Below are 21,280 nucleotides of genomic sequence, written 5' to 3'. Positions count from 1 at the left end.
AACAGTCATTTCTGTTGTTGCCACCCGACTTCATCTGCACATTTTATGCGCAATTTACGCCAGCCCAGTCAGGCCGCGGTAAGCAACCATTGGTCAGATATATGCAACAGTTATATCTGAACTGACTGCTTACGAAACCAATATTCCACCCCTATAGTGCAGGCCAAATCACTGCCTAGGCAGAGACTGCTATGACATATTTCAACCGCGATGATTTCGCCTGCAGCAACCAGACCTTTGGGCACCTGATTCATCTGCTCAATCAGGTCAAGGACCGCTGCCTGGAAAAACACCTGCAGCCCTACGACATCACCACGGCCCAGTTCAAGGTGCTGCTGCTGATGGCCCGGGGCAACATCCAGAACACGGCCGATCTGGTCCGCACCCTGTCCATCGACAGTGGCGCCATGACCCGCATGCTCGACCGGCTGGAAAACAAGGAACTGCTGATCCGCTCCCGCAGCACCACTGACCGTCGTCAGGTTCTGCTGGCACTGACACCCGAGGGCAGGCAGTTCGCCGAAGAGATTCCCAAGATTGCCGCTGATGCCCTCAACGACCTGACTCAGGCACTGGAGCACAGCGAGATCGACACCCTGCATGTGCTGCTGAACAAGATGCTGACCGTGCATACCCCACTGTCAGCGACGGTGAGCGAGGACTGATTCATGACCTTACGATTTTCTCTGAGCGCCCTGTCACTGGCCCTGCTGCTCAGTGGTTGTGCCTCTTTCGACGGCCTGCACACCAGCGGCAAGCTGCTCGATGCCAACAGCCTGCAGGCCGGTAACACCCTGGCCAACGGCCAGTCCCTTAGCGATGCCAGCTGGCCTGGCAGTGACTGGTGGAACAGTCTCGGCGACCAGCAGCTGGATGCCCTGATTGCCGAAGCCCTGACCTCCAGCCCCAGTCTGCAGATTGCCGATGCCCGTGCCCGTCAGGCCAGTGCGGCGGTGGCGGCCACCGATGCCTCACGCCAGCCCACGCTGGACGCTAATGCCGGTATCACCCGCTCCCGTGCAGCACGGGTGGACGACCCGACCGGTCAGGGCGCGCTGTTCGGTACCCTGCGCAGCGCCTCGCTGGACGGCAGCTACCGTTTCGACCTGTGGGGCGGTGAGCGCGCTGCCTGGGAAGCTGCTCTGGGCCGCGCCCGCGCCAGCGAAGTGGATCAGCAGGCGGCCCGCCTGACGCTGGCCGCCGATGTGGCTCGCGCCTACAACCAGCTGGGGCAGGCCTATTCTGAGCAGGACATCGCCGAGCAGGATCTGGCCCGTACCCGCGACATGCTGAAACTGTCGAAACAGCGTCTGGATGCCGGTCTCGACAGCGAATTCCAGCTGCAGCAGACCCAAAGCCTGGAAGCGGCTGCCGAAGCCGCCCTGACGGCCACCCAGCAGGATGTCCGTAGTGCCCAGATTCGTCTGGCCGTGCTGCTGGGCAAAGGCCCCGACCGCGGTAACGACCTGCCCAAACCCTCCCTGATTGCGCCAGCTCAGGTAGCCGTGCCCGACAACCTGCCTGCGGAACTGCTGGGTCGTCGCCCTGATCTGGTAGCCGCACGCTGGCGTGTGGAGGCGGCCGCCAGGGACATTGCCGCCACCAAGACCACCTTCTACCCCAATCTCAACCTCAATGCGGCAGTCGGTACCAAATCACTGCTCGGTGATGCGCTGTTTGGCACTGCCAGTCAGTTCTTCAGCATTGGCCCGGCGCTGTCCCTGCCGGTCTTCGACGGTGGCCGCCTGCGTGCCAGTCTGGCCAGCCGTGATGCTGACTACGATCTGGTCGTGGCGCAGTACAACCAGACGCTGGTCAATGCCCTGGGTGACATCGGTGACGAGCTGACCCGCTTCCGCTCGCTGGAGCAACAGATCGAGCAGCAGCAACGCGCCAGTGACATCGCCCGCCGCTCCTATGACATCGCCATGCAGCGCTATCGCGCGGGTGTCGGCAACTATCTGGACGCCCTCAGCGTCGAGCAGCAGTTGCTGCAAGCCGACCGCCAGCTGGCCAGCCTGCAGGCCGAACGTGTCGACACCGCCATTCTGCTGATGCAGTCACTCGGTGGTGGCTTCCAACCTCAATCCGTGCCCGTCGCAGCCGCGGCGGCGCCCACTGTTCGATGAGATGTGAATCATGGCTGACAACACTACAACGACTCCCAATGCCTCAGCCCAGGCGGCACAACCCACCAAGCGCAATGGCAAGCGCACGCTGATGCTGAGCCTGCTGGTCGCCGCCGTCGCCGTCGGCAGTGCCGGTGCCTACTTCTATCATGAGAGCTACGGTCGCTTTTATGAGGAAACCGATGACGCCTATGTCGATGGCAACCTGATCCAGCTGACCCCACAGACCGCCGGTACAGTGATCAGCATCACGGCTGACAACGGTGACTTTGTCGAGCAGGGCCAGACCCTGGTGGAATTCGATCCGGCCGATACCGAAGTCGCGCTGCAGAGCTCCGAAGCCAATCTGGCCAAGGCAGTGCGTCAGGTGCGCGGTCTGTACAGCGATGTGGATAACTACAAGGCCCAGCTGGAAGCCCGCAAAGTGGATGTCCAGCAGGCACAGGCCGACTACCAGCGCCGACAGAAACTGGCCAAGGGCGGCGCCATTTCACAGGAAGAACTGGCCCACGCCCGTGATGCCCTGAGTGCCGCCGAACGCGCCGTCACCTCTGCCAAGCAGAAGCTGGACAGCGCTCTGGCACTGGTGGATGACACCCATATTGCCTCTCACCCCGAGGTCATGGCAGCCGCCGCCAGCCTGCGTCAGGCCTATCTCAACCATGCCCGCAGCACGCTGGTGGCACCGGTCAGTGGCTATATCGCCCAGCGCACCGTGCAGGTGGGCAGCCGGGTGCAGGCCGGTGCCCCGCTGCTGGCCGTAGTCCCGCTGGATGATGTCTGGATCGATGCCAACTTCAAGGAAACCCAGCTGAAAGACATGCGCATCGGCCAGCCAGTGGAAATCCATGCCGATCTCTACGGCAGTGATGTGCGCTATCGCGGTACGGTGGAAAGCCTCGGCGTCGGCACCGGCAGCGCCTTCTCGCTGCTGCCGGCGCAAAACGCCAGCGGCAACTGGATCAAGATCGTCCAGCGCCTGCCGGTACGCATCCGCCTGCAAAGCGACAATCTCGACAAGCATCCGCTGCGTATCGGACTGTCCACCACCGTCACTGTCGACCTGCATGATCAGGACGGCCCGGTGCTGGCCGAGAAAGCCCAGACCAAACCACGCTACGCCACTGATGTCTACCAGCATCAGCTGAGCGAAGCCGATGCCCTGATTGCCCAGCTGATCCATGACAACGGCCCGGTAGCCGAGCAGGTTGGCATGACCCACTGAGGTCGGAGACTCTCATGAGCGATAACACTTTCCGCCCGGCGAGCCTGGTGCTCGCCACGGTGGGGCTGTCGCTGGCGACCTTTATGCAGGTGCTCGACACCACCATCGCCAACGTTGCCCTGCCAACCATCGCCGGTAACCTCGGGGTCAGCTCGGAACAGGGCACCTGGGTCATCACCTCCTTTGCGGTGTGCAACGCCATCTCCCTGCCGCTGACCGGCTGGCTGGCGCGGCGCATGGGTGAGGTGAAACTGTTCCTGGCGGCGGTGATCCTGTTCGTCATCACCTCGTTCCTCTGTGGCATTGCCCAGTCGATGACTGAGCTGGTGCTGTTCCGTGCCCTGCAGGGGCTGGTAGCCGGCCCGCTCTACCCCATGGCGCAGACGCTGCTGCTGGCTATCTATCCGCCGATGAAGCGCGGCATGGCGCTGTCGCTGCTGGCCATGGTGGCGGTGGTGGCGCCGATCATCGGCCCCATCGCCGGTGGCTGGCTGACGGACAACTATTCCTGGCCGTGGATCTTCTTTATCAACCTGCCCATCGGCGCCATCGCTATTTCCATCGTCATTGCCCAGCTCGGCAAGAAGCCGGAGCAGACGGTGCAGCAACCCATCGACTATGTCGGCCTGATTCTGCTGGTGCTGGGGGTCGGGCTGCTGCAGGTGGTGCTGGATAAAGGCAATGATCTGGACTGGTTTGAATCGCGGGAGATTGTGATCGGTACGGCGATAGCGGTGGTCTGCCTGATTGCACTGGTGATCTGGGAGCTGACCGACGATCACCCGATCATCAACCTGCGCCTGTTCAAATACCGCAACTTCAGCTTCGGTACGCTGGGGCTGGTGCTGGGTTATGCGGGCTTCTTCGGCATCAACCTGCTGCTGCCGCAGTGGCTGCAGACCCAGCTGGGTTACACCGCCATCTGGGCCGGTCTGGCTGCCGCACCGATTGGTATCCTGCCGGTGTTCCTGTCGCCGGTGATTGGGCGTCTGGGGCACAAGGTGGATATGCGCCTGCTGGCCGGGGGCTCGTTTCTGGTGATCGGCACCACCTGCTTCCTGCGCGCCAGCTTCACCACTGAGGTCGACTATACCCACATCGCGCTGGTGCAGGTGCTGATGGGGCTGGGGGTGGCGCTGTTCTTTATGCCCACCACCACCATTCTGCTGTCCAGTCTGCATCACCGGGAGATTGCTGAAGGCTCCGGTCTGGCCACCTTCCTGCGGGTACTGGGAGGCAGCTTTGCCTCCTCGCTGACCACCTGGATCTGGCACCGGCGTGAGGTGTTCCACCACGCCCAGCTGACCGAAAACATCAACGCCTTCAACCCGGCTACCCAGCAGTATCTGCAGCAGTTGGGCGGCAGCAGCCAGAGCCACTACGCGCAGATCGATCATCTGATCGAAGGGCAGGCCTACATGATGTCCACAGTGGACTACTTCTCCATGATGGCCTGGGTGTTCATGGGGCTGTTCCTGATCATCTGGCTGGCCAAGCCACCTTTCGGCGCCAAGCATGGCGGTGGGGGCGGCGATCACTGAAGCCCGGCAGACAGACAATGCAAACGGCGCCTTACTGGCGCCGTTTGCATCTATGCGGGAGGGAGTTACTGCAAATACTGCCGCGCCGCCTTCTCCAGCAGGCTGCCAAGGCGGGCCAGCATCGGGGTTTGCAGGCGCCAGTGGTGCCAGTACAGCGGCACCGGCATCTTCAGCTCCGGCGTCGGGTTGATCAGCTTGCCGCTGGCCAGCTCCTGCCGTATCTGTGACCGCGGCACAAAGCCGTAGGCCATGCCGTAACGGATAGCATCGATAAAACCTTCCACTGTCGGAATCATATGGAAGTCGATGTCTCCTGCGGTGAGGTTGAAGTGCTGGCGCACAAAGCGCACATGCAGCTGGTCGTCACGGTCAAAGGCGACCGCCGGGGCCTGCCGCAGGCTGTCAGCATTGACACCGCTGGCGAAGAAGCGCTGGGCAAAAGCGGGTGTGCAGACCCAGATATAGTCCATCACGCCCAGATGCAGCCGGTTACAGCCCGGCACCAGGGTGTCCTGAGCGCTGACGCAACCGATCACCTCACCACTTTTCAGGCGGGCCAGGGTGCAGTCCTGATCCTCCACCATCAGCTCCATCAGCACCTTGTGCTCATGAAACAGGTCGGCAAACACCGGCATCAGCCAGATCGCCAGACTGTCGGCATTCACCGCCAGACGCAGGCGGGTGTAGCTGTCAGTGGTCGGACGAATATCGGTGGACAGGGACTGCTCCAGTACCTGTACCTGCTGCACATGGTGAAACAGCTTCTGCCCCAGCTCCGTCGGCCGGATCGGCGTCGAGCGCACCAGCACCGGCTGCCCCAGCCGCTCCTCCAGCAGCCGGATGCGCTGTGAAACCGCCGACTGGGTCAGGCACAGCACATCCGCCGCCCGCTCAAAGCTCTGCTGTTGGATCACCGCCGCCAGGGCTTCCAGCAGTTTGTAGTCCAGCATTATTAAATTCTCTTATAAATACATAGAAATATTAGCTTAACTGATTGAGAGTCTAGCCCTTACCCTTGCCATCCTCAAGCTGCCAGCAGGGGCTGGCGAGTCTGTTACGGGGAGTTCAACCCATGGATATCATCGCTTACTGGCAGGGAATAACCGTCAGTGCCGTGCTGATTGTCGCTATCGGCGCTCAGAATGCCTGGGTGCTGGGGCAGAGTATTCGCGGTCAGCATGTCGTGCAGACGACCCTGTTTTGCATTGTCAGCGACTGGCTGCTGATCGCCATGGGCGTGTTCGGCGTCGGCCAGACACTGGCACGTTCTCCCGTACTGTCACAGGTTGCAGCCTGGCTGGGCGTCGCCTTTCTGCTGATTTATGGTCTGCAAAGCTGGCGGCGGGCCCTGTTCCAGCAGGAAGAACTGCATATCGACAGCCACGGCCAGCTCAGCCAGAGTCGCTGGGCAGCTCTGGGCACCACCTTTATCGTCACCTGGCTGAATCCACACGCCTGGCTGGATACGCTGGTGCTGCTCGGCGGGCTGGCCAGCCAGCTGCAGGCACACAGCCGCGGCGGCTTTACTCTCGGCGCCATGACCCTGTCCTGCCTGTGGTTCTGCGCCCTGAGCCTGCTCGGTCGCTGGCTGGCCCCCTGGTTTGCCCGTGCCTGGACGTGGAAGTTACTGGATGCGCTGGTCGGTACCATGATGCTGAGTCTGGCCTGGTCACTACTGCGCTCTGTACTGCTGCCCTGACCGGCAGCAGACGGCCACCGACCACAGCGGCGCTATCCGTCCTGCCATTCGGTTAAATAATAAGCAAATCCGGGTACACCCCCTTGCACCCTGCCAGTGCCCATTGATAATAAGTAAAACTTTATAAAGCCAATAACACTTATCAACTCTTCTTATTCAAGAAGGCGCTGCGCCACAACGCAGCTGCATTCCAGTTGTCGTGCTTGTTCGGGGGGACAGCGATATGCGCATTACCCTGCGCCAACTTCAGGTATTCGCCGCCATTGCCCGCAAAGGCAGTGTCAGTGCCGCCGCCGACCAGATCGGTCTGACCCAGTCCGCCGCCAGCATGGCGCTGGCCGAGCTGGAGGGTCATCTGGGGGCACCGTTATTTGACCGTCAGGGGCGTCGTCTGCGTCTGAGCCCGCTGGGTGAAACCCAGCTGTCACTGGCGGAGACCATTCTCGGTCAGGTGGAAAACTTCGAGCAGGGTGGCAAGCGGGAGGTGGCAGGGCCGTTCACCATCTCCGCCAGTATGACCATCGGTAGTTATCTGCTGCCACGTATGGCACTGGATTTTCTCGCGCTCTATCCCAAGGTCGATCTGAAACTGCGCCTGCGTAACAGCTCTGATGTGCTCGGTTCGCTGCTGAATCTGGATGCCGACATTGGCCTGATCGAGGGCTTGTGCCGTGAACCCCGGCTGGCCTACGTGCCCTGGCGGCAGGACCGGCTGTTTCTGGTGGCCGCCAGCGACAGCCCCTGGGCCGAATTCGCCGGCAAGCCGGAACGCCTGCTGCAGGCACCGTGGATCCTGCGTGAATCGGGCTCCGGTACCCGTGCGGTGTTGGAACAGGTACTGGGTAACGACCGCAACCGCCTGCATGTAAGGTTGGAATTGGCCCACCACGAGGCCATAAAACAGGCGGTACTGGCGGGACTTGGCGTCGGTTGTTTGTCGGAACTGGCGGTGCAGGAAGATCTGCAGAACGGTCGTCTGGTGGATCTGGCGTGGCCAGAGCTGGACCTCAGCCGTTCGCTGTCACTGGTCTGGTGGCCAGAGCGTTTCCTCAGCTCACCGGCCCGCGCTCTGATCGACTCACTGGGCCTCACCGCCGCAGTGGAAGCCTGGCAGCCACCGACCGGCAAGATCACCATGCTTTAACGGCTGATCACATCTATTTAAACGGTTATGCACAACCATTCACAGGGTTATCCACAGCCGGCAACCCTGTTTATCTGATGGAGGGACGTATGAAGAAGCCACTTTGGGGCAAACTGGGATTAGGGATGATCATGGCACTGTGCATCTCCGGCAGCTGGGCGGAAACGACCGCCGATCCCAAACCCAGCTATAAAGAAATTACCCGCAGCAAAGCCTGGCTGGTGGGTGAACGGCAGTTCCCTGGTGCGGAAAAGCAGTATTTCGCCACCACTCCACAGGCCAATGACCCCGGTAAGGGTTCCACCTTTTTCAGTCTGGTGTGCATTCACAGCAAGCCGGATCAATTGCTGGTACTGGTGGAAAGCAAGGAGATGCTGACCGAGACCAATGTGCTGTTCAAGGTCCAGTTCGGCAAGGAAGAACGCCAGGGCACCCTGCCACTGCAGAAGTTCTCTGATAAAGACCGCAACCTGCATGCGGTGATCCCCGTCACCAGCCCGATGCTGGCCGATCTCAAGCGCGCCGACCCCTACTTCGCCATCGGCTACAAAAAACAGGGTAAGGAATTTATCCACGGTTACCTGTCTGCAGGCTCTACCAATGCTATCAACACCCTGCTGAAAGTCTGCAAGGCCGGTTAGCAACGGCTTACCCTGCACAGCCGCTGTGGATGGTTTATAACCGACTATCCACAGCAACCCACAAGCTTATCCACATCTTTTCGGCAACGTTGACCACACTACGGTCAGTCGCAGTCAGCTCAGACAGCCGCCTTGGTGACCAGCCCGGCCACACTCTGACCCTGCTGCCACTGTGCCAGCTTGCTGGCAATCTGACTGGTGGCTTCTTCTACCAGTGTGGCCGCCGCCACATGGGGAGTAATGATCAGTTTCGGGTGTTGCCAGATAGGGTTTTCGGCGGTCAGTGGTTCCTGCGGGAACACATCCAGCTGGGCGCCGCGCAGATGGCCACTGTCGAGCTGATCGATCAGCGCCCGCAGCTCGATCAGATCGCCACGTCCGGCATTGATCACCACTGCGCCTCTGGGTAGCAGAATCAGCGTATCGGCATTCAGCAGGCCGCGTGTTTCCGGGGTAGAAGGCAGGATGCTGACCAGCACATCGGTGTGCTGCAACAGGTTGGGCAAGGCCGCCATGCCATGGCAGGTGGTGATACCTTCCAGATGCTTGGGCGTGCGGCTCCAGCCCTGCACCTGATAGCCCAGCTGCGCCAGCACCTGGGCTACATGGCCACCCAGCTCACCCAGCCCCAGCACCGACACGCGCAGCTCGCGGGCACTGCGATAAGGCCAGGACTGCCAGATATTCTGCTCCTGCTGCTGCAGGTAACGGTCAAAATCACGCTGAAAATGCAGAATGCCGTGCAGGACATATTCGAGCATCTGCTGCGCCATGCCGGCATCGGTCAGGCGGATCAGCGGTGTGCCAGGGGCGATATCATCGCGTTTATGAAAGCGGTCCAGCCCGGCACCCAGCGCAAAGATGCCTTTCAGATGAGTGAAGGGAGCAAAAAAGCCGTCCGGCGGATTCCAGGCAGCGACGTATTCGACCTGCTCTGCGTCGACACTGTGAGGCCAGGCCACGACGTCAAGCGGAAGTTTGAGCTGCAAACTTTCCTGCCAGATTTCACGGTCTGAATCCACGTAAAGATAGAGCATGGATGGCCTCCTCAGCCTGGGGTATCAGGGACAACAATACGGTGACAGCCTTCAGCGCGCGCGGGTGGTGCGGCGCGTACCTCACGCGACTCAGCCGCCGACCTGAGCCGTCCAGTCGTTGAGATTATAGTAGTTTGTCACTCTTGCCACCTTATTAGCACGAATCTCAAAGAAGGCGCCGGCAGGCAAGACGTAGCGCTGGCCACTGGCGGCAGGCAGACCTTCATCACTGGCCAGATACTCGCCATGCACCACAAACTCGGCGGCAGCACGCTGGCCATCAGCAGAGGCCATCACCACGATGTCTGTCAGCTGTTCGCGGTAACAGCGGTTCATATGCATCATGAAGTCGGCAAAGGCGACCTTGCCGACCTGCCGCTGGCCCTGATTGATGTCGTGCACCACTTCATCATCCAGCAGCGCCAGAAAGGCCTCCATATCGGCAGCATTGAAAGCGGCGTAGTAAGACTGGATCAGTTCCACTGCGGTCATGGAGAAACTCCTGTTGAGGAAGGGAAGGATAGCGCCCGATGCCGTTCTGATCGCACTGCAGTTCGCCCCGGGCATCGCACTCTGGCAGACATTCTGCTAGTTTTCCCCTGATCAAGACACCCTGTAAGCGACGTGCCGTTGATCTCTGACGTCAGTTCGGAGCCGGCCAGTGAGGACCCAACCATGTCTCAGGACGCTGCCGGACCTGCTTCCTTCAGCTCCCCCCACCTCCCGCCTGACCCTGTCGGCGTGGAGATTATCAGCCTCAACGGCCACGCCATTCAGCCTTATATCGATGATCTGGTGCGTCTGCGTATCGAGGTGTTCCGCGCCTTTCCCTATCTCTACGATGGCGATCTGGCCTACGAGGCCGACTATATCGCCACCTATGCCAACAGTGCTGACAGCCTGTTCGTCCTGGCCATACACCGCGACCAGCAGGGCCAGCCGCAGGTAGTGGGAGTCGCTACCGGGCTGCCCATGAGCGATGAGACCGTCGAGTTTCGCCGCCCCTTTGACCTGCAGGGCTGGCCATCGGAGCAGATCTTCTATTTCGGCGAATCAGTGCTGCTGCCGGCTTACCGCGGTCAGGGGCTGGGCGTACGCTTCTTTGCAGAGCGCGAAGCCTATGCCCGCCGTCTTGGCCGTTTCCGCTGGTGTGCGTTCTGCGCCGTACAGCGAGCAGATGACCACCCGCACCGCCCGGCTGACTATCAGCCACTGGATGCTTTCTGGCAGCATCGTGGCTACCGCGCCTATCCGACCCTGACCACCGAATACGTCTGGCGTGATATCGATGAGGCGCACGAATCCCCGAAACCCATGTCCTTCTGGCTCAAGGAGTTACAGCGATGATCCGTCTGGCCGCCTGCCAATACGACATTGAACTTTATGAACAGTGGGACGACTACGCCGAGCATCTGCAGCAGCTGGTGGAAGAGGCGGTCGAGCAGGGTGCACAGCTGTTGCTGTTGCCGGAGTACGCGGGAATGGTGCTGACCGGCCAGCTGCCTGCCGCCGTGCGCAGTGACCTGCATGCCTCCATCGCCGCCATGCAGACGCTGATTCCACGCTGGCTGAGCCTGTGCAAATCACTGGCACGCCAGCATGGTGTGTATCTGGTGCCCGGTTCAGCACCAGTGCGCGATGCCGATGGCTGCTATCGCAACCGCAGCTGGCTGTTCGGCCCGGAAGGTCTGGTCGGCACTCAGGACAAGCTGATCATGACCCGTTTTGAGCGGGAGCAATGGCACATTGCAGCCGGTAGCGGTGGTCTGCAGGTATTTGAAACCGGCCTTGGCCGTATTGGCATTCTGATCTGTTACGACAATGAATTCCCGATGCTGGCGCGCGGTCTGGCGGAACAGGGTGCCGATCTGATCCTCGCGCCGAGCTGCACCGATACCGAAGCAGGCTATCATCGGGTGCGCATTGGCTGTCAGGCCCGGGCTCTGGAAAACCAGATCGCCGTGCTGCAATCACCGACCGTGGGCTTTGCTGACTGGTCACCGGCGGTGGACGAAAACCGGGGCCGTGCCGGACTGTTTGTGCCGCCCGATTACGGCCTGCCTGCCGATGGTGTCATCGCCCTCAGCAGTCAGCTCAACCCGCCCAACAGTGAATGGCTGCTGGTTGATCTGGACCTGGAGGCACTGCGCAAGGTGCGCAGTGAGGGTCAGGTCATGACCCGCCGTGACTGGCCGGAACAATTTCTGCATCCGGGCGACTAACGACAGGCCATTTTGTGCGGCACTGAAACCTTTCGAGGCAATTTGCCGTCTCCCCCTCAGGAACTCTGTTGCCAGTCGCCTCTCCAACAGAGAACATCAGCGCCTGCCGTGCTGCCACGAGCGCTACCCGCTCAGGGGTTCCGCCACTGGCAGACCGTCGTCATCATTACTCACAGGATGTCTATGACCGCCACTTCCTCTGCTGCCGGAGCAGCCAACGACCCGCTACGAACCGGTCACTATCGCAGTTTTCTTGGAAAAAACTGGGCCCTGACCAAGCCCTACTGGCAATCGGAAGAGAAGTGGCAGGCCTGGGGCCTGTTACTGGTGATCATTGCCCTGTCGCTGGGTGGCGTCTATCTCTCGGTCTGGTTCAACCAGTGGTACAACGACTTCTACAACACCCTGCAGAACAAGGACGCACCGGGCTTCTGGCTGCAAATTGGCCGATTCTGCCCGGTAGCGGGTATTAATATTGTGGTGGCGGTAGCCAACTACTACCTGTCCAGTATGTTGCTGATCCGCTGGCGACGCTGGCTGACCAGCGTCTACTTTGAGCGCTGGCTGCACGGCCGTGCCTATTATCTGATGGAAGTCAGCGGCGACAGCACCGATAACCCCGACCAGCGTATTTCCGAGGATATAGACAACTTTACCCGCAGCACCCTGAATATCAGCCTGGGTCTGCTGAGTAACATTGTCAGCCTGTTCAGCTTTGTCTTTATTCTCTGGGGCCTGTCCGGTCCTCTGTCCTTCACCGTGGCGGGTCACGCTGTCAGCATTCCCGGTTATATGGTGTGGGTTGCCCTGCTGTATGCCATCGCCGGCAGCTGGCTGACCCACCTTATTGGCCGCAGGCTGATTACCCTGAACTTTGACCAGCAGCGTTATGAAGCGGATATGCGCTTTGCCATGGTCCGTGTCCGCGAAAACAGTGAGCGTATCGCGCTGTATCAGGGTGAAGAGCAGGAACAGCGTAACCTCAAACAGCGCTTCCATGCCGTATGGAGTAACGTCTGGTCGATCATGCGAGTGCAGAAGAATCTGACTGCGTTCACCTCCGGCTACGGCCAGATTGCGATTATTTTCCCCCTGGTGGTGGCGGCGCCACGCTATTTTGGCGGTGCCATTCAGCTCGGCGGACTGATGCAGATCAGCAGTGCCTTTGGTCAGGTTCAGGGCGCCCTCAGCTGGCTGGTGGATTCTTACAGCGCACTGGCAAGATGGCGCTCGGTAGTGGACCGACTGACCACCTTCAATGACCGTCTGGACAGTATCGATGCCCTGCATCAGCACTCGAATCGTACCCAGCTGCAGCAAGGGGGAGGCATCAGCATTCGCGATACCCAACTGCGTCTGCCCAATGAACAGGTACTGCTGAACATTGTCAGCCTGACCCTGGAACCGGGCCAGCATACTCTGATCAATGCCCCCTCAGGCAGTGGCAAAAGCGTGCTGCTCCGTATGCTGGCTGGCATCTGGCCGTGGTGGACGGGTCAGGTTCAGCGCCCGGAAAGCGTCATGTTCCTGCCGCAACTGCCCTATCTGCCCATCGGTACCCTGAGGCAGGCGCTGGCCTATCCACAGGCCGCGGAAGACTTTGATGATCCGCGTTATCAACAGGTGCTGCAGCAGTGCAAGCTGGAGCCGTTTATCGGGATGCTGGATGAGAGCCGCCACTGGGCGCAGTCACTGTCTCCGGGCGAACAGCAACGAGTAGCCATTGCCCGTGCCCTGCTGAAAAAACCGCAGTGGCTATTCCTTGATGAGGCGACGTCAGCACTGGATATTGCCACTGAACAGCAGCTGTACCAGATACTGCGTGAGCAGCTGCCCAACACGACCCTGGTCAGCATCGCGCATCGCACTACGCTGCGGGCGTTCCACCAGCAGGAATGGCTGCTGGTGGAAGGTCAGCTGCAGGCTATAGCACAGCAGGAACTCAGGGCCTGATCACATCGTCCTGACGTTACCGGGCATCCGGCCCGGTAACGTCAGGCCTGCGGCAGCAGGTGATACAGCTCGACCTGCGGGTGGCGAAAGAAACTCTCCTCCCACGGGCTCTTGGCAATAAAGGCATCGCGCAGCGGCGCAAACAGCGGATGATCGTGCGGCACCTGATGGGCCAGCAACGAGCACAGCTGGGCTTCGGTACTAATGGCGGCCAGATCCTGCAGCCGGTGACGACGATCAATGACGAACTGACAGTGATGATCACGGCGCAGCAACTGTGCCTTGAAACTGTGAGGGTAGGTCACGCAGAACAGATGATCATCTTCGCAGGACAGGAACGCCATCACCGTCGTGTGGGGCTGTGAAGGCGCACGGGTAATCATCACGCCGATCTTGTTATCGGTTTCGCGCACATCGGGAAAGGGTACGGCGGTCAGGGGAGTCAGCGGTAACGGCTGCTCCGCGCGGGTGTCGTGCGGATGCTCATAGCCCAGGGCACGGTAGCGGCTGACAATTCGGCCGCTGTACCACAACTCATAATCAATCGGGGTGACAATCACCCGCCGCTTGCCGACATGCTCCACCAGCCCCTTGTAAGAGGTCCGGTGCACGCCAAGGTCAGCATCATACTCCGCCACCCCGGTACGGTCGTCCAGATGCACCGTCAGACGCTGATCGACCTGTAACGCGTGAGGCTCGCTGAACACCAGCGTCAGGCTGTTGTCGCTGTGCAGCTCAACACCGCACAAAGCAATCCAGGGCTCGGTAATGGCATCGCCACCACTGGGGTCAAGATACGCTGCTACCACGCCCGGCAGCGAGGTGCCGAGATAATCCTGCAAACTCAGGGTATTGCCCATTGCTGCGTCCCCATGAACGACATCATTCAGACTGATCAGGCCAAGCCCAATGAGTGTAGTTCAGCGTTTCAGCAACGGCGAATCAGGCCCTCAGCATGCGGTTGCGGCCGGTCAGCCAGTGTTGGATTGCGGATAGAGGAAAAACATCAGGCAGGAAAGCAAAGAGGCCTCTGTTGGGCCTCTTTGAACAGCGAGCGACTCAATATGAAAAGGCGAGTTCCATATCTGTTCTGTACACCAACGCAATATGTTTCTTGCAGATAAGTGAGATTTTCAAGGAAGGAGTACGCACCAACTGCTTGCCAAGTTTAGCAACCTGCTTTAATGCCCACGAAATACCCGGTTTAGCGCCTACCGGCCCCACCGGCTTTGGCACCAGATCAATTTGCTTTGTACACTGCGACGCTTCTTCAATTATCTCGGCCAATAGCTCAATAACCCGTTCATTGACTCTGCCCCGGCTATTGAAGCTATCGCCATAAAATGCGCTCAACACAGCGCGGGCGTGCTTTTCATCTTCTTGCGATATAACAGACATGGTTAAATTCCCTTTTCAAACAGTGGCTGCGCGGGCTCACCTTTCACTTGCAGTACATACATCAACGCTGTCTGATTGCGCGGCATAAAGAAGACACGCTCTGTACTACGCCTATCCTTAAACAAGAAGGCCAAATACTTCTGATTAGAAATATTTTTCTGCATCACCGAGCCATTTATCAGCATGCTTTTTGCGTTGAGGATATCTTCATTGGCGGGAGGCATATCGCCATAGAGTTGCTGAAATAACTCTTCTGGCGGCATACCGTAACTTGCAGACTCTTCTGCTAATGAACTCTGCTGCAGGCTTATATAGCCTTGGCCTTTTTTCAGAAGAATGAAATCGGTACTGGCGATCTCATTATAGGTCGAAGTATCTACGCTGAATGGCAGCTGCCCTACACGAATAACCATTTCATGCGCTGGCATGGGCCGGGTTTGTGCGCATCCCAGCAGAGCGGAGGTGAGCACTGCGGCTAGCGCCCCCTGTTTCCATATGCGTATTGACATAGCCTTTCCCTGTATTCGACTGTCGAATCACACCGGGACCAGACCATACACAATGCTCACATTCTGCACAACGCCGAATCAGGCCCTCAGCATGCGGTTTCGGCCGGTCTGTTTGGCTTCGTAGAGGGCATTATCGGCGCGATTCAGCACCGCATCCAGCGGCTCGCCCGGGCGGAAGACACTGACGCCCAGACTGACGGTGACCGACAGACTGATACCAGCGATATCAATACTGGCACCACTGATATGACGCTGCAGCTGGCCAAACAGCTGCAGGCAGCGTGACTCATCCTGTCCGGCGACCAGCAGCAGAAACTCTTCTCCGCCCCATCGGCCACAGACACCCAGCTCATCCACCTGCTGCTGCATCATCTGCCCCAGACGCATCAGCACTTCGTCACCGACCTGATGGCCATAACTGTCGTTGACCTGTTTGAAGTAATCGACATCCAGCATCGCTACAGCAAATCCATGCTGGCTTTTGTTGCTGTTCTCGACTTCGTCTTCCAGACGACGCATCAGCATACGGCGATTGGGAAGATCAGTGAGAGGATCAAGGAAGGAGGCTTCTTCAAGGGCCAGATTCATATCACGCAGCATGCGCTGATAGCGATCGGAAATACGGGTGATCTTCTCCAGCTGGCGCAGCTGTTTGTCAAAACGGGCGCTGAGACTGTGCTCGCGCCGCATCATCATCGCCTGATAGGAGTCGGACAGCTGGGTGATGCGCTCCACCCGCGCCCACTGCTCCTGATTCATACTCCACAATTGTGCCAGCGCCTCGCGCAGGGGGTGGCCCTGATACTGCTTGTCATCCAGCAGCATCTGGATGCGTTTTTCCAGGGCACCTGGATCGACTTTCATTAACGGCCTACGATTTCAAAGGGAAAGGTGCAATCTTCCTTGAATTCTTCGGCCAGTTCCGCGACCCGTTCATTGTCTTCGTCATAATACCAGCGGGTAACGACGTCACGGCTGCGACCATGGGCGTCCTCCAGCAGATCAAAAATGTCCATCATGGCCTTGATGCTGCTGGTATTGAGATACAGCAACTCCAGCTCCAGCCGCAGTGGCCGGTCAGTTTCCGTCAGAAACTGTTCCACCCAGCTGATCACCTGACCAAACATCTCGAAGGAGTTCTCAGGATAGGAATCGCCCTGCATCGCCAGCACTCCATCATTCCAGCTGGCATGGATGCTCGGTGTGGATTGACTACCAGGTATAGTCAGATCGCTCATCGTTACTTACTCATACGTCATTCGTGTGTCGATCCCCTGCCACTTACTACGGCATCAAGAGGAGATCACTTCCGGGTGTGGCTGCCGCTATCGGCGCACACCGTCAAATCTGCACCCGGATACTGAAAAAAGCCCAGCCGTCGTTCAGCGGTTTGAGGCTGGCAGACATCGGTGCTGACGATTTACGTGCCATATCAATCAGGCCCAGCCCGGCACCGGTGGTGGCCTGCATATCGCGGGGCTTACGCAGCTGCTCTTTGTAGGCAACCTTCAGCGCCACTTTATCCATCGCTGCCAGCGCCTCAATCCGTCCGATCAGCGCCTCACCATCGGCCTGCCGCACCATGTTACCGGCCGACACCACATAGTGGCCGTCCGTCACGGCATCGTCGGTCGGGGCATCGACACGGCTGATCACTACCGTCGCGGTATCAGAGTCAGGTGATCCATTGTGCACGGCGTAGTGGCGGATATTTTGCGTCAGCTCAATATAGACGGCAAATACGTCCATGGCGGCAGCTGGTTTGACCTGCTCAGCGGCCAGATAGTTCTTCAGCGCATTACCAATTTCTTCTATCAGGCTGCGCGAAATCGGGCCGTTGAAGCAGAGCATGATCCGTTCACGGTCAAACCGTTCACGCAGCCCATAGAGGTCCGGAGCAAGCATCGATGCCTCCTGTGTTAGCGGTCAGTCAAAGCGGAATGACAGCACAGTGATGTCATCCCGCTGCGGCAGGTCTCCCTGGTAAGACTCCAGTGCCTGTATAAACGCTTCTCCCTGCTGGCCCAGCGGCAAACTGGCATGGGCCTGCAGCAGGGCGGTGAAGCGTCTGTTGCCAAAGCCATAGTGCTTGTCGCCACCGGCCTGATCGAGGAAACCGTCGGTGGTCATGTAGAAGGTCCAGCCTGCCAGCGGCAGATCGGTATTGCTGTACTCACCCACCCGTTTGTCACCCAGCGCCCGACGGGCACCGCGAATTTCCTGCACGTCCTCGCCATTGCTGGCGTACAGGGAGATCTTGGCACCGGCAAAGCGCACCCGGTCGGTGGCCCGGTCGATGTAAACCAGACCCACATCGGCATTGGTGGCAATGGCGTCAGCGAAGTCGGCACCGGCCAGCATCGAGCGCATCGCTGCATCGGTGCGGGTCAGCACTCCTGCCGGGTCTGCCAGACCCACTTCATTGACGGCATAATCGACTGCGGCGCGCATCAGCATGGTCATCAGCGCCCCGGGGACGCCGTGGCCGGCACAGTCAATGACGCCAAGCAGACAGTTGTCGCCATCGGCATAGAACACATAAAAATCACCACCGACCACATCACGCGGCCGCCACAGCACGGTGTGCCGGTCACCCAGTGACTGCACCAGCTGGCGGTCCGGCAGGATGGCCCGCTGAATCAGGCTGGCATAATCGATGGACGCACCGATCTTGCGGTTGATCTCGGCCATCTCGCGGTTGGCCTGCTCCAGCGCAGCCGTACGTTCCTGCACCTTGGACTCCAGCTCAGCGGTATGGCTGCGGACCTTGTCAGCCATCACCCCGAAGGTACGGCTGAGGTCACCAATCTCATCCTTGCTGTCCAGCGGCAGGTTCACCTCGTAGGAGCCGTTCGCAATCGCCCGTGCCGACATCTGCAGACGACGCAGGGGCGACAGCACCAGCCGCTCCACCGCAAAGCCGAACACCACCAGCAGCAGGGCCAGCAGCAGCACCATGGCGACCACCGCCGGTACCAGCCAGGAGGTATCGAGAATGCGGGCCTGACCGACATCCACCGCGGTGACGATGTACCACTGCAACAGCGGCGAGTAGGTCATCGCCAGCAGCTGTTTGTGTTTGTCCATTCTCACCCAGTCCAGCTGCACCTGGCCCTCATGTTCCCGGGCCTGCTGCATGATCCGCCGCGCGGTCTTGCGGGCCTCGTCATCCTGCAGCAAGGCAAACAGGGTTTTGCCTTCACTGTTTCTGGCCGATACCGAGTCCAGTGCAATCAGGCTGGAATCAGGGTGAGCCTGAATCGCGCCCTGCTCATTGATGATCATCGGCACCACGCCGCTTTCCTGCTGCTGGACGAAATCCTTAAGGAACTGGCTGAGTTCAAAACCGGTGCCCGCCAGACCGAGCCGCTGGCCGTTGTCTTTGACCACTACATTGAACCAGACCTTGGTAGTGTTCAGCTTGGCATCATAGTTGACGTTGATATTGAACTGGTCGGTATTGGCCATGGAGGTAAAGAACCAGCTGTCATCGGGCGCTGTGGCCGACAGGGTATAGCGCGGCTGATCACTGTAAGACGACTGGTCGTCGTCGAAATAATAGTGATGGCTGAGATTTGAAATCATAAAGTAGGAACGGTCGATAAAGGCATGGCGATAGCCTTCTGCCTCTTTCATGAAGCGGGCCCTCTTGTCCGCGTTCTGCTCGTCCTCTAACCACTCGCGGGTGACAATGGATTCAGCGAACCGCTGAGACAAGGCCAGCTCACGGGTAACCGGGGTCAGTATGCGCTGGGCATTGAGTTCGGTGAAGTTACGCGCATAGGCCTGTCCAAAGTAGGCCTGAGCCTGCTGCAGCAGCTGCCAGCCAATCACCACCGCCAGCACCAGCGCCAACAGACAGGATGCACCGAGGGCAAGCAATGACTTCCCCCTCAATCCCCACAACGCCATTTAGACATCTCTCTTAAACAGACATCGTCCATTAAAGGGGGGCAGCCCTACTGTTTCAAGGGGCTTTCCGCGGCTAATTGGTTAACTTTCGTATACATTGACGAGTTCTTGACCTGATCCGCAAAGACGCCTTCCTATGCGCCCGGCAGCCTGCTGCTCAGCTGCCGGTTTTGCCATTTACTCCGCAGCAGCCTCCCCGTCACGCTGATCACGGCTTGTTGAATACGACACATCATGGTAAAAACGGCAGCGTTATATAACCAAGGTAATAACGATGTCCGACTCCTCCCTGCAGGTACAGGCCCGGTTGCAGCTGCACGATGGTCAGCAAGGTATTGTCGAAGCACAACGCCTGCAGTTGCTGCATGCCATTGACCAGTGCGGTTCGATCAATGCGGCGGCCAGGGCGGTCGGTATCAGTTACAAGACTGCCTGGGACTGGGTCGACACCATCAACAACTTATCGCCACAACCGCTGGTACTGCGCAGTACCGGTGGCAAACAGGGCGGCGGCACCCGTCTGACCGAGCACGGCAGACAGATGCTGCACAGCCTTGACCGCCTGCAGCAGGCCTACGATCAGCTACTGGCTGATACCAGCGGCCTGCTCGGTAATCCTGAACAACTCCGTCACAGCCTGAGGATGATGACCATGCGCACCAGTGCCCGTAACCAGCTGCTGGGCACGGTCGTGTCGATACAGCACGGCGCCGTCAATTCTGACCTGCTGCTCGATATCGGTGGGGCTGATCGCCTCTGCGTTCAGATCACCCGTGCCAGTGCCGAAGCCATGGCTCTGCAGGCAGGCAGTGAAGTGGTGGCGCTGATCAAGGCCAGCTGGGTCACGCTGGTGGCCGGTGACGATGCGATACGCAGCAGTGCGCAAAACTGCCTGCACGGCGAGGTCAGCCAGCTGCTGCCCGGCGCCGTCAATGCCGAAGTCAGTCTGAGCCTCGACGGAGGTCGCAGCCTGACCGCAATCATCCCGCTGTCCGCCCTGCCGCAGCTGGAACTGGTTCCCGGCAGCCGGGTGCAGGCGTGGATCAACCCGTCCCATATTCTGCTGGCCACCGGCCTGTAACATTCCCTTCAGCTTTTCAAGGAAGCTCTCTGCCATGAACCGCGCCGTCTCTACCCTGCTACTGACACTGACGACCTTTGCCGCCGCAGCCCATGCCGATCAGGCCAATATCGCTGTGGCCGCCAACTTCACTGGCGTCATGCAGACACTGGAACAGAAGTTTGAGGCCCGCGGCCAGCACCAGCTGGACGTGAGCTACGGCTCCACCGGCAAGCTCTACACCCAGATCAGTAACGGCGCGCCGTTCGACGTCTTCCTCGCCGCCGATAACGAACGCCCGGCCAAAGCCGAGCAGGACGGGCTGGCCGTCAGGGGCAGTCAGTTCACCTATGCCCAGGGGCAGCTGGCATTGTGGAGCCTGCAACCTTTCAGCAGTGATGATCTGGCCACCGCGCTGCAGGCCGACTATGCCCATCTGGCCATCGGCAACCCCAAAACCGCGCCCTATGGACTGGCCGCCCAGCAGACCCTGCAACACCTGCACCTGTGGGACAATCTGCAGCCACGACTGGTACAGGGTGACAACATCAGCCAGACCTACCAGTTTATCGCCACCGGCAATGCCGACATGGGCTTCGTCGCCCTGTCACAGGTGAAAGACGGCAAACAGGCTGGCCACTACCTCGCCATTCCCGCCAGCGACTATCAGCCCATCCTGCAGGACGCGGTGCTACTCAGTCATGGCGCTGACAATCAGGCGGCTAAAGACTTTATCGATTACCTGAAGAGTGATGAGGCCAAAGCCATCATCCGTGCCGCAGGTTACGAGCTGAACTGAGTAGCGGACGG

Annotated in this window: 22 protein-coding genes; 12 read left to right on the top strand and 10 right to left on the bottom strand. The window is 59.4% G+C overall.

Going from position 1 to position 21,280, the window contains the following annotated elements; translation table 11 throughout:
• Nucleotides 1-191: 191 nt before the first annotated feature.
• Genes QCD60_RS12415 through QCD60_RS12400 form a run of 4 tightly spaced genes read left to right on the top strand, consistent with a single transcriptional unit; the run spans nucleotide 192 to nucleotide 4,895 of the window.
• Nucleotides 192-665, top strand: a complete 474-nt coding sequence (locus QCD60_RS12415) for a MarR family transcriptional regulator (protein WP_279785683.1) — start codon at nucleotides 192-194, stop codon at nucleotides 663-665.
• Nucleotides 666-668: 3 nt separating this feature from the next.
• On the top strand, nucleotides 669-2,129 hold the full coding sequence (locus tag QCD60_RS12410; RefSeq protein WP_279785681.1) for an efflux transporter outer membrane subunit: 1,461 nt from the start codon (nucleotides 669-671) through the stop codon (nucleotides 2,127-2,129).
• A gap of 10 nt (nucleotides 2,130-2,139) precedes the next feature.
• Entirely contained in the window at nucleotides 2,140-3,354 is a 1,215-nt protein-coding gene (locus tag QCD60_RS12405; protein WP_279785679.1) for an HlyD family efflux transporter periplasmic adaptor subunit, read from the top strand.
• Nucleotides 3,355-3,368: 14 nt separating this feature from the next.
• On the top strand, nucleotides 3,369-4,895 hold the full coding sequence (locus QCD60_RS12400) for a DHA2 family efflux MFS transporter permease subunit (protein ID WP_279785677.1): 1,527 nt from the start codon (nucleotides 3,369-3,371) through the stop codon (nucleotides 4,893-4,895).
• Nucleotides 4,896-4,960: 65 nt separating this feature from the next.
• On the opposite strand, the gene QCD60_RS12395 is transcribed toward QCD60_RS12400, so the two are convergent.
• Nucleotides 4,961-5,845, bottom strand: a complete 885-nt coding sequence (locus QCD60_RS12395) for a LysR family transcriptional regulator ArgP (RefSeq protein WP_279785675.1) — start codon at nucleotides 5,843-5,845, stop codon at nucleotides 4,961-4,963.
• Between the two features lie 122 nt (nucleotides 5,846-5,967).
• On the opposite strand from QCD60_RS12395, the gene QCD60_RS12390 reads away from it, so the two are divergent.
• The 3 genes from QCD60_RS12390 to QCD60_RS12380 all read left to right on the top strand — a co-directional run bounded on the left by QCD60_RS12390 (nucleotide 5,968) and on the right by QCD60_RS12380 (nucleotide 8,379).
• Nucleotides 5,968-6,594, top strand: a complete 627-nt coding sequence (locus QCD60_RS12390) for a LysE/ArgO family amino acid transporter (RefSeq protein WP_279785673.1) — start codon at nucleotides 5,968-5,970, stop codon at nucleotides 6,592-6,594.
• A gap of 223 nt (nucleotides 6,595-6,817) precedes the next feature.
• A complete protein-coding gene (locus tag QCD60_RS12385; protein WP_104152766.1) occupies nucleotides 6,818-7,738 on the top strand; it encodes a LysR substrate-binding domain-containing protein in 921 nt (306 codons plus the stop codon).
• An 89-nt stretch (nucleotides 7,739-7,827) separates the two neighbouring features.
• Nucleotides 7,828-8,379, top strand: coding sequence for a hypothetical protein (locus QCD60_RS12380; protein ID WP_279785670.1), 552 nt, complete (start codon nucleotides 7,828-7,830; stop codon nucleotides 8,377-8,379).
• Nucleotides 8,380-8,498: 119 nt separating this feature from the next.
• Here the strand turns inward: QCD60_RS12380 and QCD60_RS12375 are convergent, their stop codons facing one another.
• Nucleotides 8,499-9,416, bottom strand: a complete 918-nt coding sequence (locus QCD60_RS12375; protein ID WP_279785668.1) for a glyoxylate/hydroxypyruvate reductase A — start codon at nucleotides 9,414-9,416, stop codon at nucleotides 8,499-8,501.
• Nucleotides 9,417-9,506: 90 nt separating this feature from the next.
• Nucleotides 9,507-9,908 (bottom strand): ketosteroid isomerase-related protein, encoded by a 402-nt coding sequence (locus QCD60_RS12370; protein ID WP_279785666.1) that lies wholly within the window; start codon nucleotides 9,906-9,908, stop codon nucleotides 9,507-9,509.
• 183 nt (nucleotides 9,909-10,091) lie between these two features.
• On the opposite strand from QCD60_RS12370, the gene QCD60_RS12365 reads away from it, so the two are divergent.
• From QCD60_RS12365 to QCD60_RS12355, 3 genes are all read left to right on the top strand, one after another.
• A complete protein-coding gene (locus QCD60_RS12365; RefSeq protein ID WP_279785664.1) occupies nucleotides 10,092-10,763 on the top strand; it encodes a GNAT family N-acetyltransferase in 672 nt (223 codons plus the stop codon).
• Entirely contained in the window at nucleotides 10,760-11,638 is an 879-nt protein-coding gene (locus QCD60_RS12360; RefSeq protein ID WP_279785662.1) for a carbon-nitrogen hydrolase family protein, read from the top strand. Before QCD60_RS12365 ends, QCD60_RS12360 begins: the two co-directional genes overlap by 4 nt.
• 183 nt (nucleotides 11,639-11,821) lie before the next feature.
• Nucleotides 11,822-13,591, top strand: coding sequence for an ABC transporter ATP-binding protein/permease (locus QCD60_RS12355; RefSeq protein WP_279785660.1), 1,770 nt, complete (start codon nucleotides 11,822-11,824; stop codon nucleotides 13,589-13,591).
• Between the two features lie 41 nt (nucleotides 13,592-13,632).
• On the opposite strand, the gene QCD60_RS12350 is transcribed toward QCD60_RS12355, so the two are convergent.
• The 7 genes from QCD60_RS12350 to siaA all read right to left on the bottom strand — a co-directional run bounded on the left by QCD60_RS12350 (nucleotide 13,633) and on the right by siaA (nucleotide 19,410).
• A complete protein-coding gene (locus tag QCD60_RS12350; RefSeq protein ID WP_279785658.1) occupies nucleotides 13,633-14,451 on the bottom strand; it encodes a hypothetical protein in 819 nt (272 codons plus the stop codon).
• A gap of 199 nt (nucleotides 14,452-14,650) precedes the next feature.
• The gene (locus tag QCD60_RS12345; protein WP_279785656.1) at nucleotides 14,651-14,989 is read right to left on the bottom strand and encodes a hypothetical protein; all 339 of its coding nucleotides are present in this window, start codon (nucleotides 14,987-14,989) and stop codon (nucleotides 14,651-14,653) included.
• Between the two features lie 2 nt (nucleotides 14,990-14,991).
• Nucleotides 14,992-15,498: a hypothetical protein gene (locus tag QCD60_RS12340; protein ID WP_279785654.1), complete on the bottom strand. Its 507-nt coding sequence runs from the start codon at nucleotides 15,496-15,498 to the stop codon at nucleotides 14,992-14,994.
• 78 nt (nucleotides 15,499-15,576) lie between these two features.
• Entirely contained in the window at nucleotides 15,577-16,362 is a 786-nt protein-coding gene (gene siaD / locus QCD60_RS12335) for a biofilm regulation diguanylate cyclase SiaD (protein ID WP_279785652.1), read from the bottom strand.
• On the bottom strand, nucleotides 16,362-16,736 hold the full coding sequence (gene siaC, locus QCD60_RS12330) for a biofilm regulation phosphoprotein SiaC (protein ID WP_279785650.1): 375 nt from the start codon (nucleotides 16,734-16,736) through the stop codon (nucleotides 16,362-16,364). The genes siaD and siaC overlap by 1 nt, the downstream gene beginning before the upstream one ends.
• 103 nt (nucleotides 16,737-16,839) lie before the next feature.
• On the bottom strand, nucleotides 16,840-17,403 hold the full coding sequence (gene siaB / locus QCD60_RS12325) for a biofilm regulation protein kinase SiaB (protein ID WP_279785648.1): 564 nt from the start codon (nucleotides 17,401-17,403) through the stop codon (nucleotides 16,840-16,842).
• Nucleotides 17,404-17,424: 21 nt separating this feature from the next.
• Nucleotides 17,425-19,410, bottom strand: a complete 1,986-nt coding sequence (siaA, locus tag QCD60_RS12320) for a biofilm regulation protein phosphatase SiaA (RefSeq protein WP_279785645.1) — start codon at nucleotides 19,408-19,410, stop codon at nucleotides 17,425-17,427.
• Between the two features lie 274 nt (nucleotides 19,411-19,684).
• Here siaA and QCD60_RS12315 point away from each other — a divergent pair, with 274 nt between their 5' ends.
• Both QCD60_RS12315 and modA read left to right on the top strand, forming a co-directional pair.
• Nucleotides 19,685-20,491: a TOBE domain-containing protein gene (locus QCD60_RS12315; protein WP_279785643.1), complete on the top strand. Its 807-nt coding sequence runs from the start codon at nucleotides 19,685-19,687 to the stop codon at nucleotides 20,489-20,491.
• A gap of 34 nt (nucleotides 20,492-20,525) precedes the next feature.
• The gene (gene modA, locus QCD60_RS12310; RefSeq protein ID WP_279785641.1) at nucleotides 20,526-21,269 is read left to right on the top strand and encodes a molybdate ABC transporter substrate-binding protein; all 744 of its coding nucleotides are present in this window, start codon (nucleotides 20,526-20,528) and stop codon (nucleotides 21,267-21,269) included.
• Nucleotides 21,270-21,280 lie beyond the last annotated feature (11 nt).

This window comes from Pokkaliibacter sp. MBI-7, assembly GCF_029846635.1.
GTDB lineage: Bacteria > Pseudomonadota > Gammaproteobacteria > Pseudomonadales > Balneatricaceae > Pokkaliibacter.
Note: the sequence above shows the minus strand (reverse complement) of the source record. Positions and strands in the feature narration are given on the sequence as shown.

Coding starts and splice junctions, on each gene's coding strand:
- QCD60_RS12405 (WP_279785679.1), top strand. CDS start 2,140: ATGGCTGACAACACTACAACGACTCCCAATGCCTCAGCCCAGGCGGCA.
- QCD60_RS12350 (WP_279785658.1), bottom strand. CDS start 14,451: ATGGGCAATACCCTGAGTTTGCAGGATTATCTCGGCACCTCGCTGCCG.
- siaB (WP_279785648.1), bottom strand. CDS start 17,403: ATGCTTGCTCCGGACCTCTATGGGCTGCGTGAACGGTTTGACCGTGAA.
- QCD60_RS12365 (WP_279785664.1), top strand. CDS start 10,092: ATGTCTCAGGACGCTGCCGGACCTGCTTCCTTCAGCTCCCCCCACCTC.
- QCD60_RS12390 (WP_279785673.1), top strand. CDS start 5,968: ATGGATATCATCGCTTACTGGCAGGGAATAACCGTCAGTGCCGTGCTG.
- siaC (WP_279785650.1), bottom strand. CDS start 16,736: ATGAGCGATCTGACTATACCTGGTAGTCAATCCACACCGAGCATCCAT.
- QCD60_RS12400 (WP_279785677.1), top strand. CDS start 3,369: ATGAGCGATAACACTTTCCGCCCGGCGAGCCTGGTGCTCGCCACGGTG.
- siaD (WP_279785652.1), bottom strand. CDS start 16,362: ATGAAAGTCGATCCAGGTGCCCTGGAAAAACGCATCCAGATGCTGCTG.
- QCD60_RS12375 (WP_279785668.1), bottom strand. CDS start 9,416: ATGCTCTATCTTTACGTGGATTCAGACCGTGAAATCTGGCAGGAAAGT.
- QCD60_RS12410 (WP_279785681.1), top strand. CDS start 669: ATGACCTTACGATTTTCTCTGAGCGCCCTGTCACTGGCCCTGCTGCTC.
- QCD60_RS12315 (WP_279785643.1), top strand. CDS start 19,685: ATGTCCGACTCCTCCCTGCAGGTACAGGCCCGGTTGCAGCTGCACGAT.
- siaA (WP_279785645.1), bottom strand. CDS start 19,410: ATGGCGTTGTGGGGATTGAGGGGGAAGTCATTGCTTGCCCTCGGTGCA.
- QCD60_RS12370 (WP_279785666.1), bottom strand. CDS start 9,908: ATGACCGCAGTGGAACTGATCCAGTCTTACTACGCCGCTTTCAATGCT.
- QCD60_RS12385 (WP_104152766.1), top strand. CDS start 6,818: ATGCGCATTACCCTGCGCCAACTTCAGGTATTCGCCGCCATTGCCCGC.
- QCD60_RS12415 (WP_279785683.1), top strand. CDS start 192: ATGACATATTTCAACCGCGATGATTTCGCCTGCAGCAACCAGACCTTT.
- QCD60_RS12380 (WP_279785670.1), top strand. CDS start 7,828: ATGAAGAAGCCACTTTGGGGCAAACTGGGATTAGGGATGATCATGGCA.
- QCD60_RS12395 (WP_279785675.1), bottom strand. CDS start 5,845: ATGCTGGACTACAAACTGCTGGAAGCCCTGGCGGCGGTGATCCAACAG.
- QCD60_RS12340 (WP_279785654.1), bottom strand. CDS start 15,498: ATGTCAATACGCATATGGAAACAGGGGGCGCTAGCCGCAGTGCTCACC.
- QCD60_RS12345 (WP_279785656.1), bottom strand. CDS start 14,989: ATGTCTGTTATATCGCAAGAAGATGAAAAGCACGCCCGCGCTGTGTTG.
- modA (WP_279785641.1), top strand. CDS start 20,526: ATGAACCGCGCCGTCTCTACCCTGCTACTGACACTGACGACCTTTGCC.
- QCD60_RS12360 (WP_279785662.1), top strand. CDS start 10,760: ATGATCCGTCTGGCCGCCTGCCAATACGACATTGAACTTTATGAACAG.
- QCD60_RS12355 (WP_279785660.1), top strand. CDS start 11,822: ATGACCGCCACTTCCTCTGCTGCCGGAGCAGCCAACGACCCGCTACGA.